At 65.9% G+C, this 14,322-nt stretch carries 9 protein-coding genes and 6 tRNA genes; 10 read left to right on the forward strand and 5 right to left on the reverse strand.

From position 1 onward, the window contains the following. Positions 1 to 2: 2 nt before the first annotated feature. Positions 3 to 1,058 (reverse strand): aldo/keto reductase, encoded by a 1,056-nt coding sequence (locus AXYL_RS25570; RefSeq protein ID WP_013395775.1) that lies wholly within the window; start codon positions 1,056 to 1,058, stop codon positions 3 to 5. A gap of 355 nt (positions 1,059 to 1,413) precedes the next feature. Here AXYL_RS25570 and AXYL_RS25575 point away from each other — a divergent pair. The 9 genes from AXYL_RS25575 (at position 1,414) to AXYL_RS25615 (ending at position 6,040) form a co-directional block, all read left to right on the forward strand. After that, positions 1,414 to 1,489: transfer RNA gene (locus AXYL_RS25575), tRNA-Ala, on the forward strand. A 39-nt stretch (positions 1,490 to 1,528) separates the two neighbouring features. Then, positions 1,529 to 1,604: transfer RNA gene (locus AXYL_RS25580), tRNA-Glu, on the forward strand. Between the two features lie 63 nt (positions 1,605 to 1,667). Next, positions 1,668 to 1,744: transfer RNA gene (locus AXYL_RS25585), tRNA-Asp, on the forward strand. Between the two features lie 103 nt (positions 1,745 to 1,847). Continuing rightward, positions 1,848 to 1,923, forward strand: a tRNA-Ala gene (locus AXYL_RS25590). Positions 1,924 to 1,962: 39 nt separating this feature from the next. Further along, positions 1,963 to 2,038: transfer RNA gene (locus AXYL_RS25595), tRNA-Glu, on the forward strand. A gap of 71 nt (positions 2,039 to 2,109) precedes the next feature. Beyond that, a tRNA-Asp gene (locus tag AXYL_RS25600) sits at positions 2,110 to 2,186 on the forward strand. A 227-nt stretch (positions 2,187 to 2,413) separates the two neighbouring features. Further along, positions 2,414 to 3,907, forward strand: a complete 1,494-nt coding sequence (locus AXYL_RS25605; RefSeq protein WP_013395776.1) for a helix-turn-helix transcriptional regulator — start codon at positions 2,414 to 2,416, stop codon at positions 3,905 to 3,907. Between the two features lie 241 nt (positions 3,908 to 4,148). Then, positions 4,149 to 5,168, forward strand: a complete 1,020-nt coding sequence (bioB, locus tag AXYL_RS25610) for a biotin synthase BioB (RefSeq protein ID WP_013395777.1) — start codon at positions 4,149 to 4,151, stop codon at positions 5,166 to 5,168. Then, on the forward strand, positions 5,165 to 6,040 hold the full coding sequence (locus tag AXYL_RS25615) for an EamA family transporter (RefSeq protein WP_041656135.1): 876 nt from the start codon (positions 5,165 to 5,167) through the stop codon (positions 6,038 to 6,040). Before bioB ends, AXYL_RS25615 begins: the two co-directional genes overlap by 4 nt. Positions 6,041 to 6,059: 19 nt before the next feature. Here the strand turns inward: AXYL_RS25615 and AXYL_RS25620 are convergent, their stop codons facing one another. Continuing rightward, positions 6,060 to 7,430: an MFS transporter gene (locus tag AXYL_RS25620; protein WP_013395779.1), complete on the reverse strand. Its 1,371-nt coding sequence runs from the start codon at positions 7,428 to 7,430 to the stop codon at positions 6,060 to 6,062. An 86-nt stretch (positions 7,431 to 7,516) separates the two neighbouring features. Beyond that, positions 7,517 to 8,020: a peroxiredoxin gene (locus tag AXYL_RS25625; protein WP_013395780.1), complete on the reverse strand. Its 504-nt coding sequence runs from the start codon at positions 8,018 to 8,020 to the stop codon at positions 7,517 to 7,519. Positions 8,021 to 8,262: 242 nt separating this feature from the next. Between AXYL_RS25625 and AXYL_RS25630 the strand changes: the two genes are divergently transcribed. Continuing rightward, the gene (locus AXYL_RS25630; protein WP_013395781.1) at positions 8,263 to 8,685 is read left to right on the forward strand and encodes a hypothetical protein; all 423 of its coding nucleotides are present in this window, start codon (positions 8,263 to 8,265) and stop codon (positions 8,683 to 8,685) included. 926 nt (positions 8,686 to 9,611) lie between these two features. Here the strand turns inward: AXYL_RS25630 and AXYL_RS25635 are convergent. Further along, a complete protein-coding gene (locus tag AXYL_RS25635) occupies positions 9,612 to 10,490 on the reverse strand; it encodes a dienelactone hydrolase family protein (RefSeq protein WP_013395782.1) in 879 nt (292 codons plus the stop codon). A 63-nt stretch (positions 10,491 to 10,553) separates the two neighbouring features. Then, positions 10,554 to 14,291, reverse strand: a complete 3,738-nt coding sequence (locus AXYL_RS25640) for a DUF748 domain-containing protein (protein ID WP_041654264.1) — start codon at positions 14,289 to 14,291, stop codon at positions 10,554 to 10,556. Positions 14,292 to 14,322 lie beyond the last annotated feature (31 nt).

The raw sequence follows: 14,322 nt of genomic DNA on the forward strand, positions 1-14,322 counted from the left end.
CCTCAGGCGAACAGATTGACCGGCAGCGCGCCGCTCTCCTCGGGCGGGCGCAGCGGTCCGGCCCCTGCCCCCGTGCGCTCGATCGCGTCCGCGATGGCGTCCATGTCCTCCGCGTCCAGCTCCAACGACGCCGCGCCCAGCAATCCATCCACCTGAGCCGCGCTGCGGGCGCCGACGATGGCGCCCGTCACGCCCGGCCAGGCCAATGTCCAGCCCGCGGCCACGGCCGCGACCGTGGCGCCATGGCGTTCGGCGATGGGCTTGAACGCATCAGCCAGCGCCAGGTTGCGCTCGATGCCGGGCGAGGTGAATTCCGCGTTGCGCGCGCGCCAGTCATCCGCCGGCAAGGCGCGGGCGCGCGCCACGCTGAAGCCGCCGGTCAACAGGCCGGACTGCATCGGGCTGTAGACGATCACGCCCGTGCCGTTCCTCTCGCACCACGGAATCAGGTCCGCGCCAGCCCCCCGCTGGATGGCCGAGAACGGCGGTTGCAGCGTATCCACGTGGCCCAGGGCTTCGGCCTGCTCCAATTGCGCAAGATTGTGGTTCGACAGGCCCACCGCCCTGACCTTGCCCTCCTGTTTCAGGTCCAGCAATTCCTGCCAGTACACCTCCAGGGGCGTGCCGTCGCCCGCCGGCCAGTGCATCTGGTAGAGATCGATGCGCTCCACGCCCAGCCGGCGCAACGAATCCTCGATTTCGCGCCGAATGCTGGCCGGCGCGCCGGTACGCCGCGGCATCGCCTGCGGCTGCTCCGCTGACCAGGTCAGGCCGCACTTGGTGAAGACGTAGGGCCGCGCGTCCGGCGCCATCTGCGCCAGCGCGCGGCGCACGATCTCCTCGGAATGTCCCAGCCCGTAAACCGCCGCGGTGTCGATCCAGTTGATGCCGCGCTCGACCGCGCGGCAAATCGCAGCCACCGAATCGGCGTCGTCCTGCGGTCCCCAGCCCACCGCCCAGCCGTTGCCGCCGATGGCCCACGCGCCGAGCCCGATGCGGGTGATGTCCATGCCGCTCTGGCCCAGCGGCCGCGTGGGAAACGAAGTCTTGTTGCTCATGGCGATGTCCGTGTGTGCCGATCCGGCATGGAAAATTTTCCGGATCGGCGAAAAAATTTTCCGCTCACGATAGCATTCTCACAAGCCTTTGATTTACTTGGATTCTGCATCAATCGCCCTGCCCAAGCCTGCGCAAAGAAAGAGCAAAAACGAGCAAAAAATCCCTTCCAACCCCCATTTTTTCGCGACTTTTGGGCTTTTTGCCCCGAAGCGACTTGCACACCCTATTTAGTTCGTGCATAATCTCGTTTCTTCGCCAACGGCACTAAACAAAACCGGCAACGAACTACGAAAAAGCACTCGGTAAAACGTGTGTTCGCCTTCGTAAAACGTTGAACGGGCTGATTAGAAAGACGGGGGTATAGCTCAGCTGGGAGAGCGCTTGCATGGCATGCAAGAGGTCAGCGGTTCGATCCCGCTTACCTCCACCAGTCAACGGCGAAGGATGCAGTACCAGTTTGCAAGTCCAAGTCCCCTTCGTCTAGAGGCCTAGGACATCACCCTTTCACGGTGAGTACAGGGGTTCGAATCCCCTAGGGGACGCCAGTCTTTCTGGCAGCAGTATGTAGTGATGCAGTTGAAGTGACTATGTTTTGAGTACGCCGCTGCGGAGCGGTAGTTCAGTTGGTTAGAATACCGGCCTGTCACGCCGGGGGTCGCGGGTTCGAGCCCCGTCCGCTCCGCCAAAAGCTCTCGCTCAGAGTCTTTCAAGAGCTCCGTTTTCGGGGCTTTTTTGCTTTATATAGTGTGAGACCTTGTTGTCTGAAGTTTGGGGCATCGAGGATCCTGGGGGGTATAGCTCAGCTGGGAGAGCGCTTGCATGGCATGCAAGAGGTCAGCGGTTCGATCCCGCTTACCTCCACCAGTCAGCAGTACGGTAGTAAAGTAGTTCTGTTTTGTTCAGGTCCCCTTCGTCTAGAGGCCTAGGACATCACCCTTTCACGGTGAGTACAGGGGTTCGAATCCCCTAGGGGACGCCAGTCTTTCTGGCATGTAGTACCAAGCTGCCTTGACACCGCAGTGCATTGAAGAAGTCAGAGTAAACCGCTGCGGAGCGGTAGTTCAGTTGGTTAGAATACCGGCCTGTCACGCCGGGGGTCGCGGGTTCGAGCCCCGTCCGCTCCGCCAAGCGCATCGCGCGGTTCGCAAGTCTGTCTGCTTCAGCATCCCTTGAAAGCTCCGGTTTCCGGAGCTTTTTTGCATTTCGGCCCGCCGCATTTGCCTCAATCATCGGCCGGCAGCCATCTTCTCTACCCTCCCCCCTACCCTCAGACTCGTCCATTTCGCCATCTGGACAGCCTTTCAGTGCGCCTTCATTCTCTTTGCGTCGTGCCCTGCGAAAAGAAGAGGACTACGTGACCGCGAACGCCGCCGCTCCCCATCCGCACCGCCAGCATCTGCAACGCATCATCGCGGGCCTGAACGAAGGCGTCATCCTGCTCGAGGCGGACGGCGCCATCGCCTGGGCCAATGCCAGTGCGCTCGCGCTGCATGGCGCCGGCACGCTGGATGAACTGGGCGGCACGCCCGCCGGCTATCGCAAGCGCTACACCCTCAGCTACCGCAACCGTCACCGCGTGCCAGCGCGCCAGTATCCGCTGGATCTCCTGGCCGCGGCCGAGCCATTCGACGAACTGCTGCTGGACCTGGCACGCAAGGACGACGGGGAATTCCGGCGCAACGTGCGCGCCAGCGGCCTGCACCTGGACGGCGGCGACGGGGCCGATTACCGCGTCCTGATCCTGCACGACCAGACCGGGCAGATCAACGCCGAAGAACGCTTTGAACGCGCCTTCGGCGCCAATCCCGCGCCCGCCCTGATCTGCCGCCTGTCCGACCTGCGCTACGTGAAGGTGAACCAGGGCTTCCTGGAAATGACCGGCTACGCGCGCGACGCCATACTGGGCAAGTCGGCCTACGAACTGGACGTGCTGGACGGTGGCGACGACAAGGACAACGCGGTCGCCAGGCTCAACGAAGGACAGACCATTGCGCAGCGCGAAGGCGTGCTGAAACTCGCGGACGGCAATGTGAAGTTCGTCATTGTCGCGGGACAGCCCATCGACATGCAGGGCGAGCCATGCATGCTGTTCACCTTCATCGACCTGGAAGGCCGCAAGCGCACCGAACTGGCCTTGCGCGAAAGCGAGGAGCGCTTCTCCAAGGCGTTCCGCCTGGCGCCCGTGCCCATGGCCGTCTGCGAGGGCGAGACGCTGCTCGCGCTGGACCTGAATGACGCCTTTGCCGCGGCCACCGGCGCCTCGTCTCAGGACGGCATCGGCCAAGCGCTGACCGGCCTGGGCCTGCAGTTCCCTGAAGAACTGGAGGCCAGCCTCAGGCGCGGCGAAAGCGCCCGCAACCGGGATGTCGCGTTGGCGGCCAAGGACGGCAGTCCGCTGGCTTGCCTGCTGTCGGCCGAACCCGTGACCATCGGCGGCCAGCCACGCGTGCTGCTGGCGATCCAGGACATCACGGAACGCAAGCGCTCCGAGACGGAACTGCTGACGGCGATCGAAGCCGTCATGCAGGACACCTCGTGGTTCAGCCGCAGCGTCATCGAAAAGCTGGCGCAACTGCGCGAACCCGCGCCCGCCACGCGCGACGTCGCCGAACTGGCGCAACTCACTTCGCGCGAGCGCGAGGTGCTGGGCCTGATGTGCCAGGGCCACGACGACGACAGCATCGCCCGGCAACTGAAGCTGTCGCGCAATACCGTGCGCAACCACGTGGCCACCATCTACAGCAAGATCGGCGTGCACCGCCGCAGCGCGGCCATCGTCTGGGCGCGGGACCGCGGCATCACCGGACACGAGCGCACGCGGGCGCGCGACAAGCGAGAACAGGCCTGACGCCTCTAAAATTTACAATCTGATGCAAAATAATGGACGTCCACGTGTCCCCGAAGATGTGAGCCACTTAGAAGCCGGTACCTGCCAAAATCGTCCATTTCCAGCAAAGGCAAGCCCAAGATACTGCTAATTTCCGCCAGACTGCCTGGATTGCGCAAACCCTGCGCAGCTTCTTACGATCCGCCGATCCCGCCCTTGCCTGCCAAGTGCCGCGATCCCGCAAGACCGAAAGGAGCCATCCATGCAGACCGCCTACATTCCCGTCCCGACCATCGCCAAGCCGGCCCCGGCTCCCGCCTGGAGCGCCGCCGACATCATGGCGCTCTACGAGCTGCCGTTCATGGATCTGGTGTTCCGGGCCCAGCAGACGCACCGCGCCCATTTCGATCCGAACGCCATCCAGCTGTCCAGCCTGCTGTCGATCAAGACCGGCGGCTGTCCCGAGGACTGCGCCTATTGCCCGCAGTCCTCGCACTACGACACCGGCCTGGACGCCGACAAGCTGATGCCGTTGGCGGACGTGGTAGCCGCGGCCCGCAAGGCCCAGGAAGGCGGCGCGCAGCGCTTCTGCATGGGCGCCGCCTGGCGCAGCCCCAAGCCGCACCACCTTGAGGCGGTGGCGGAGATGGTCAGCGCCGTGAAGGCCCTGGGCCTGGAAACCTGCGTCACCCTGGGCATGCTGCGCGAAGGCCAGGCCGAACAGCTCAAGCACGCCGGCCTGGACTACTACAACCACAACCTGGACACCTCGCCCGAGTTCTACGGCAAGATCATTTCCACCCGCACCTACCAGGACCGTCTGGACACGCTGGACCGGGTGCGCGACGCCGGCATCAGCGTATGCTGCGGCGGCATCGTGGGTCTGGGCGAATCGCGCCGCGAACGCGCCGGCCTGATCGCCCAGTTGGCCAGCATGGAGCCCTATCCCGAATCCGTGCCGATCAACAACCTGGTGCAGGTGGAAGGCACGCCGCTGGCCGGCGTGGAAGCCCTGGACCCGTTCGAGTTCGTGCGCACCATCGCCGTGGCCCGCATCGCCATGCCGCGCGCGGCGGTGCGCCTGTCCGCCGGCCGCGAAGCCATGGACGATGCGTTGCAGGCCCTGTGCTTCATGGCGGGCGCCAACTCCATGTTCTACGGCGACGCCCTGCTGACCACCGCCAATCCGCAGATGGAAGCCGACCAGCGCCTGCTGCAGCGCCTGGGCATGCGCATCGACGCCGCCCAGCACCAGCACCACGACGCCACGGCATGCCGCTGACGCCGGGCCTGCTCTACCTGCTGGCCAGCGTCGCCTGCAGCGTCACCGTGGCCGTGCTGCTGAAGCTGGCGCGGCGCTACCAGGTGGACGTGCGCCAGGCCATCGCCATGAACTATGCGGTCGCCGCCCTGCTCTGCTGGGCGGTGCTGCGCCCGGACCCGGCCGCATTGCTGGCGCCACAAACGCCCTGGCTGGTGCTGGCCGCGCTGGGCGTGTTGCTGCCCAGCGTGTTCCTGGCGATGGCCGCGGCCGTGCGCCATGCCGGCATCGTGCGCAGCGACGCGGCGCAACGCCTGTCCTTGTTCATCCCCTTGCTGGCGGCCTTCCTGCTGTTCGGCGAATCGGTCAGCGGCCGCAAGCTGGCCGCGATCTTGCTGGCGGCCAGCGCCTTGTACTGCCTGCTGCGCCGCCCCGCCCGCGCACAAGGGCCGGGTGAGGACCCGGCGGCGAGCAGCCGCGCCATGTGGCTGTGGCCGCTGGTCGTGTGGGTGGGCTATGGCGTGATCGACATTCTGTTCAAGCAGATGGCGCGCGCAGGCACTGCCTTCGCGGGCGGCTTGCTGCTCGCGTTCGTCATCGCCGGCCTGCTGATGCTCGCCTATCTGTTGGGAAGCCGGGTGCGCTGGCAGCTGCGCCACCTGGCCGCTGGCGCAGTGTTGGGCCTGGCGAACTTCGGCAACATCCTGACCTACATCCGCGCGCACCAGTCGCTGCCCGAGCATCCCGCGCTGGTATTCGCATCGATGAACATGGGCGTGATCACCCTGGGCACGCTGGTCGGCGCGCTGGCCTTCCGCGAACCCTTGACCCGGCTGAACCTGCTGGGCATCGCGCTGGCGCTGGCCGCCATCGTGCTGATGGCGCCCTGGTAAGGACGCCAGCCTCCCGGCCTCAGGTGCCGGTGCGCCTTTGGTCCGCGTCGTCCGCCTGGTCCGCGCTGGCCTCGCCAGGCAGGTCCTGCGCGGGCGGCTCGGCCGCCGCCACCGGCGCCACGTCGGGCTGCACCATTTCCATGGCGATGTCGGTTGCTGGATCCACCCGCGGATCCAGCACCGCCGCGGCCGGCGAACTCTGCAGCGTGTCCGGCATGGGCACGAAATGCGTGGGAGCCTCTTCCACCTGGTGCGCACCCGTGACGCGGGTGGGACGCACGTGCCAGACCAGGATCAGGGCGCAGGCGGAAATGAACACGTAGTACATGCTGGGCCCGGCCAGGGACATCAGCACCCCGGCAATCATCGGGCCGATGCAGGCCCCCACCCCGTAAGTCATGAGCAGCACGGCCGACAAGCTGACACGGCGCTCGGACTCCACGTGGTCGTTGGCAAAGGCCGCGCCCAGCGGATACAGGGTGAACTGCAGCACGCCAAAAACACAGGACATGGCCACCAGCGCCCAGTACGGCAGGACGATCCAGCCCCACATGACCACCGGCAGCAGCACCAGCAACAGCGCGTTGAAACGGATCAGGCCGGCGCGGTTGATGCGGTCGGACAGCCAGCCCATGGGCCATTGCGACAACAGGCCCGCGGTCACCGCGGCGGCCACGAAAATGGCCGCCTGCGAGGTGGACAGGCCGTGCTTGGCGCCGTAGACGGCCGCCAGCCCATAGAAGGCCCCGGACAGGTTGCCCGCCACGAACAGTACAGTCATCGACAGCGGCACGCGCCGCATGAAGAAACGGATGTCCAGCGGCGCCGGCAGCGGCGTGGGCGGGTGCGAACGCGCGGTGACGGCGATCGGCACCAGGCACAGCACCAGGCACATGGCCACCAGGGTCAAGGGCCGCAGATCCAGCGTGGCATAGGCGGTCAGGGCCAGCTGCCCCAGCACGGTGCCCAGGCCCGACACGACCATGTAGACGGAAAAGACGCGTCCGCGCTGGTGGTTTTCGGTCTGCTCATTGAGCCAGCTTTCGATGACCATGAACTCGGTCACCATCACGATGCCCGAAATGACGCGGAACACCAGCCACAACGGCATGGAGTCGACCAGCGTCTGCGCCAGGATCATGCTGGTGGCAACGGCCGCACAGGCGACGAACGCCCGGATATGGCCCACGCGGATGATGAGTTTGTGCCCCAGACGGGCGCCGCACACCAGGCCCAGGTAGTAGCCGGCGATCAGGGCGCCGATCCACACCTCGCTGACAGACTGCGCTGTCAGCCCGAGCCCCATGTAGGTATTGAACAGACCCGTGCCGATGAGCATCAGCAAGGTCGCGAAGTAAAGCGACGAGAAGGAGGAGATGGTGGCGAGCATGGCGTGGGCAACCGCTGCTGGCGGCAGCGCAACAGGCCGCGAAAGCGGCCCGCTGCACTAAGCGGTAAAACAGGAACTGCGTAGGATCAGACTTGCGACAGCATCGTGGCTGCGTCGCTGACTTCGAACTTGCCGGGGCCTTCGACGTTCAGCTGCTTGACCACGCCGTCGACGATCAGGGCCGAGTAGCGCTGCGAGCGCACGCCCATGCCGCGCTGGATCAGGTCCAGCTCCAGGCCCAGTTCCTTGGTCCACAGAGCGGAACCGTCGGCCAGCATGCGGACCTTGCCTTCCGTCTTCTGCTCGCGGCCCCAGGCGCCCATGACGAACGCGTCGTTGACCGACACGCACCAGATTTCATCGACGCCCTTGGCCTTCAGGGCAGCGGCCTGTTCCACATAGCCGGGCAGGTGCTTGGCCGAGCAGGTGGGCGTGAAGGCGCCCGGCAGGGCGAACAGCGCAATGGTCTTGCCGCGGGTCAGGTCGGCGACCTGGAACGCGTTGGGGCCCAGCGAGCAGCCGGCGCTTTCGGTTTCGATGAATTCGGTCAGGGTGCCGTCCGGCACGCGATCGCCGACTTTGATCGTCATGTAGATCTCCAGGAATGGGGGCAATGCACTGGGGCAGGAGCGCCCCACAGCCTCCATCATAGTTCTTGCGCGGTCGCCTTGCTGGCCGTCAGGCCCCCGGGAAAAAAAGATGCACAGTCTGAAACGACTCCATACCGTGCCTACACGGGTTCGAAACGGCTGATTGCCATAATGTTGTGGTTGCAATCACCGCCCGCGCACGCCGCGCAGCCGGCTGGCGGGCATCTAGCGGAGAGTCATCGATGCGCAAGATCTTGACCGGCCTGGCCCTGACGCTGGCCTCGGCTGCCACGGCCTGGGCCGCTCCGGATGCCGCCGAACAGGCCCAATACGATTCCTTCGTCGTCGCCGCCGGCGCCTCCAACGGCGCCGCCCGCGCCTGCGGCGCCTCCGAACCCGACCTGGCCCAGCACTTGACCACGTCCCGCAAGAACCTGCTGCAGTATGCGCAGGAGTATGGCTTTTCGGCGGGCGGCTATGACGGGCTGTTCCAGCAGGGACAGGCCCAGGGGAAGACGATGATGGAGGAGATGAAGCGCTCGGGGGTGGATGGATGCCGGGGGGTGCTGGGTAGCTTTCAGAACGAGAGGGTGATGGAGTACGAGGATATGAAGAGTGCTTTGGCTGAGGTCAGTGATGGGTTGCCGGGGGAGAAGGCGCAATAGCAGGTTCTGTTTCAGAAGCTTCAGGTTCTTGAGACGCCAGTCGCGGCGGCGGGCCCAGAGGCGCGGGGCAACGATTGCGGTCCGGAGCCTTCGCTCCGGACTTCCCCTTCGTCATCTTCGTCAAGGCCTTCGGCCTTTCCTTCAGATTCCCTCGGGCTTATCGACGCCCCGCGCCTCTGGGCCCGCCGCCGCAACTGGCTCTGCTGGCTAAAACTTCCCGGCCCCGGGGGCGAACGGTGTGCTTAGGGTTCTCGCCGCCGGTGGGGGCTGGCGATGGATCTTGCGGGGCCCGCCCCCGGCCGGCCGCGCGGGCGGCCTCTGGGGGCTTACGCGGTTTCTGGCGATTGACGATGACGCTGCGCGCTGGTGGAGGATCGGTTCGAACACCTACAACAGGTGGCCATGACGACCGTGATGTCTCGCGCTCCCGCCCGTCATTGTTTGGAATGGGGGGGAGTGCCAGTATTTGGCCTTCGACGCCAACAGACCACGCGCGAGCGAGATCTGACATTTCCTCCATCGCCACTTGAACCCCGACGCTGGATGGGTGGCGCGCGGGCGTAGTCTGCATGCGCAAACGACTACGCGCCGCGCGCCACCCATCACCGCCCCTCCCCCCTGACGGCAACGCCAGAAGAAATCCAATCGGCGCATTCGCGCCAGCGATCACAATCACACTCAAAACGATGACGTATGTATTAATCGGCCGCCCGCGCGGCCGATTAATACGGGCAGCCCAAGACTCGCCCCCGACCACAGCTCTAGCAGCGCTACAGGCCAAGATAGCGGCAGCCCGTCGTCGCGGGCGACCTACGAAAACCTGCGACGAACCCGTATAAACCCACGCAAAGAAAAGAACACTTACATAGATATAAAAACTACCTATGTAGGCCTACATTCCCAACCCGCGTCCAAAGAAACACATCTCAAAGCCCGTTCTGCTTGAACCAATCCAACATCCGCGTCCAAGCCTGCTCCGCCTCCGCCTTCCGATAAGAAGGCCGATAATCCGCATGAAACGCATGCGGCGCGTCCGGATACACATCGATCCGCGACGCCTTCGCCGCCGCTGGCCCCTGCGCCAGTTCCAGCCGCATCTTGTCCACGTCCGCCATCGAAATCCCGGCGTCCTTGCCGCCGTAAGCCCCCAGCACCTTCGCCTTCAGCTCATTCACCTGGCTCAGCACCGACTTGGGCTTCAGGTCCGAAGGCTGCCCGGCCAACTGGCCATACCAGGCCGCGCCGGCCTTGAGCTTCGGGTTGTGGGCGGCGTACAGCCAGACCTGGCGCCCGCCCCAGCAAAAGCCCACGATGCCCAGCCGGTCCGCATTGCCGCCATTGGACGCGGCCCAGGCCGCAGCCGAATCCAGGTCGGACATCACCTGCGCGTCCGGCACCTTGCCGATTATTTCGGCCTGCAGCTTGGGGATCTCGGTGTATTTGGACGGATCGCCCTGGCGCGCGAACAGTTCGGGCGCGACGGCCAGGTAGCCCTGGTGGGCCAGCCGGCGGCACACGTCCTGGATGTACTCGTGCACCCCGAAAATTTCCGACACCACCAGCACCGTCGGCAGGTCCTTCTTGCCCTTGGGCGCCGCCCGGTACGCGGGCATCTTGCCGTCCTTGACCGGAATGTCCACCTTGCCGGCCACCAGACCGTTGGCGTCCGTGGTGATCGCGGTCTGCGCCACGGCCTGCCCGGCCGCCAGCGAAAAACCCGTCGCCACCGTGGTGGCCATGAAACCCCGCCGATTCAGCCGCAAGGGCGGAAGCAGGCTGTCGAAGTGCGCGTCCTGGTCATTCATCGAGAATCTCCTGGCAAAAAGCCGGCAGGGGCGGCTGGGCGCCGCCTCCCGGACCAGCCTGGTTCACTTCAGGGAGAAGTCCACGCGCGAGGGTTGCCCCTCGTCCTTGATGCCATCCGCGTCCAGTTGCGGCGCAACGATGAACACGCGATCCGCGAGTCCTTCCTGGGCTTGCAGCTTCTCATAAACCGCCTGCGCGCGCGCATCGGCCAGTTGGCGCAACTGCTCGTCGCCCACGGGCGCCACGCTGCGCAGCATCTCCTCCATCTGCGCCGCCGGCACGGACTTGGACATGCCGATGAAGTTGCGCGGCTTGTCCTTGATGTCCGTGTCGTCGTAGACCTCTTCCAGGTACTTGGCGCGCTCCGCGCCCGATACCTCGACGCCCGCCGGGTTCGGCTTCTTGCCGCGCGGCGTGACGTCGGCGGCCTTGGCGGCGCGGATCTTGGCGTCGACCCAGGCCTGGCGCAGGCCTTCCATGTCGGTCTTGGGATCGGCGCGGCCGCTGATGTCCATCTTCAGGGCCGGACGGTCGGTCAGCGCCTTGATCAGCGTGTCGATGCGCTGCTGGCTGTCCTCGGTCAGCGCCGCGCTGCCGGGCGCGAACTCGACGTAGGACAGCTCCTCGCCGCCGCCAAAGGCCGAGGCCAGCAGACTGAAGGGCGAGGTGACGGCCTTGACCACCAGGTTCAGCAGCACGCGCACCACGATGCCGCCCACCGAGAACTCCGGATCGTCCAACGAACCGGAGATCGGCAGGTTGATGTCGATGTTGCCGCGCGAATCCTTCAGCAGCGCCACGGCCAGCAGCACCGGCAGCTTGGTCGCGTCGGGGCTGTTGGTCTTGTCGCCGAAGGTCAGCTGGTTGAGCACCACATGGTTGGTGGCTTGCAGCGCGCGGTCCTTGATCTTGTATTCCAGGTCCACCGACAGCTTGCCGCGCTTGATCGGGTAGCCCACGTACTTCGCGGAATAGGTGTTGAAGCGCGGCAGGTCCACGCCCTTGGCCGAGGCCTTCAGGTCCAGCGACAGGTACTTGGCGAAAGGCTGTACCACGCCGCTGATCGACAGCGGCGCGGTGGTGTAGACGCGGCCGGTGACCTTGACCTTGGCAGGCTGGGGATTGGTGGACGACACCGCCGTGATCGAGCCTTCGATGCTGGACAGCTCGGCCACGTAGTTGGGTTTGACGAAGCGGTCCGTGAAGGTCATGCGGCCGCGGTTCAGGGTGACGCTGTTCACCGAGATATCGGGCATGCCCCCGCCCCCCTTGGCGGCAGGCGTCGCGGGCGGCGGCGCGGCGCTGCGGCCGGGCGTCTGCGTGTCCTGGGTGATGGAGCCGCCGGCCTGACCTGGGGCCGCCACCAGATCCATGACGTTCAGGCGGCCTTGCGCATTGAGCAGCACGCGGCCGTAGAAATCCTCCAGCGCGATATCGCCCAGCTTGGCGCCGATCCTGTCGCCCGCCACCGAGATGTCCATGCCGGTAAAGCCCAGGCGCTTCCAGTTCAGGAAGTCGTCCTTGTTAACGCGGTCCTGCAGGTCCACGCCGGTGACTTCGACGCCGCCCTTCCAGTTGACCTTCATTGGCGCCGAACCGGCCGCGGCGGCGAACTCCGCGTTGCCTTTGGCGCCCAGCGTGATGGCGCGCACCGTGGCGTTCAGGCTGGAGGCGGCGTACGGCGCGAACGACGCGACGTTCAGTTCGGACAGGTCCACCGAGGTTTTCACGGTCAGCGGCTGCGGCGTGAATGCGCCCTTGAGATCCAGCTTGCCGTTGCCCTGGATGCCGGCGGCGGCCAGGGTAAAGTTGCTCTGTCCCGGCCCCATGGCCAGGCGGTCGGCGGTCACGCGCAAGCTTTGCAGCGCAATGTCCACGGCGGGCTTGAGGGATTCGTCGCGGGCCTTGAACTGCGTCAGGTCGGCCTGCACGGCGCTGGCGGACGCATCCACCGCGCCGTTCTTTTCCTGCACATGGACCTGCGCGCTGGCAGCCAGGCGGCCGTCCAGCAATGCGATCGGCGCCGCGTTGCGCACGGCCGGCGCCAGGGGCGCCAACGCGATATTGCCCAGGCGCACGCCCAGTTCCAGCGACAGCGGCTTGAGGACCAGCGGCCCTTTGGCGCGCAGCCAGCCGCCGTCGGTGCTGTTGTCCATGGTCAGCCACAGATTGATGGGCTGGCCCGGCACCTGCGGCAGGGCCACGCCCTCGACCGTCGCGGCCAAGCCGGTCATCACGTAGTCCAGCTTGCTGACGGCGTCGGTGACGTAGACCTCGCCTTCATGCAGGTTGAAGGCGTCCAGTTCGACCTTCCATTCCGCCGGCGCGGGCGCCGGCTGGGGGGCTGCGGCGTCCGCGGTGGCGGGCGCTGCGGGAGTCGTGGCGGACGGAGTGGCGGGAGCGCTGGCCGCTGCGGTAGCGTTTGCGGCGACAGACGCGTCGGATGGCGTCGCGGCAGGCGCGGAGGCTGCCGCGGGCGCGCCCGCGGATGCAGCGGGCACGGCCGGGGACGCCGGGGCGGAAGGCGCACCCTTCGCCGCGGCAGTTGCCGGAGCGGCGCCCTTGACGGCGGATCCCGGCGTTGCCGTCGCGGCCGGCGTGGCTGGCGTGGCTGGCGTGGCCTTGGTCGTGGCAGCGGCCGGACCTGCCTTGTCTCCCGCCTTGGCAGGATCCAATCCGCTGGCTTTACGCAGCTTGTCGGCCACCGGCGTGGCGGTCGGCTCGACACCGCCCAGCCGCTTCAGCCCGGCAACCACGTCCAGCCAGTTCAGATTTTCATTGGCGTAGCGGCGCACATGGATCTGCGGCGCCCACAGCCCCACCTCGCCCACATAGGCATGGCGCGCGATGGGCTCCAGTTCCAGGCGGGTGACGGTCAGCGCGCTCCAGGCGGCCAGGTTCGCGCCCGTGGTGTCGCGCAGGTCCAGGCGGCGCAAGCCCAGGTCGCCGACCACGCGGATCTTGGGCGGCGCGTCCTTGGGCTGCTCGAACACCACTTGCAGGTTCGAATCCAGCAACGCGCTCTCCACCTTGAACGGCAGCGGCATGGGCCAAACGTCCGCCCACTTTTCCAACTGCAGGCCATTGAAGGCCACGCGCAGCGTGGACGAGGGCACCTTGTCGAAGGGGCGCGCCACACCGTTCAAATCGAATGGGCTGCCGTTGATGCGCAAGTGCACGCGCGGCTGCACGTCGATGTCGGTGGCGTAGCCGAAAGTGGAAATGAACGGCACGCCCACACCCACTTCATCGACCACCTGCTTGCGACCGGTGACCTTGTCGTCCAGCGTGATCGAGCCGTTCTCGATCACCATGTTGTTCAGCGAAAAACGCGGCAGCCCTTCGTCCGGCTTGGCCGGTTCCTCGGGCTGGGCGGCCGTCAATTCGGCCACTCGTTGCTGAATATCAGAGAAATTGAAGCGCGTGACGTCCTCGCGGACGATGGCGATGTTAGGCTCGCGCAGCGTCATTCGATCGACGACCGGCGCAAACCAGAACAGGGAAGTCCAGGCCGCGCTGACGTCCAGCTCGGCCAGCGTCAAGAGCGGCGTCTGCGAATCGGGCTGGGCCACGGCCAGATCGCGCGCCCGGACGGTCAGCGTGAAGGGATTGAAGCTGATGTCGCCGACGGAGACGTCCCGCCCGATCATCTTGGAGACGTCCTGCACCAGGACGTTGTGCAGCACTTTGGGGACCTGCCAGGCGGCAACCCCGAAAAGGATAAGTACGAATGCCGCGATACCCAGAAGAATCTTGCCGACTCGGCGGGTGAACCGAAGCTTGGGCATCCGCAAGGGCATTGCGCGTCTCCTGATACGAATTGAAGGGCGA

Source organism: Achromobacter xylosoxidans A8, assembly GCF_000165835.1.
GTDB lineage: Bacteria > Pseudomonadota > Gammaproteobacteria > Burkholderiales > Burkholderiaceae_B > Achromobacter > Achromobacter xylosoxidans_B.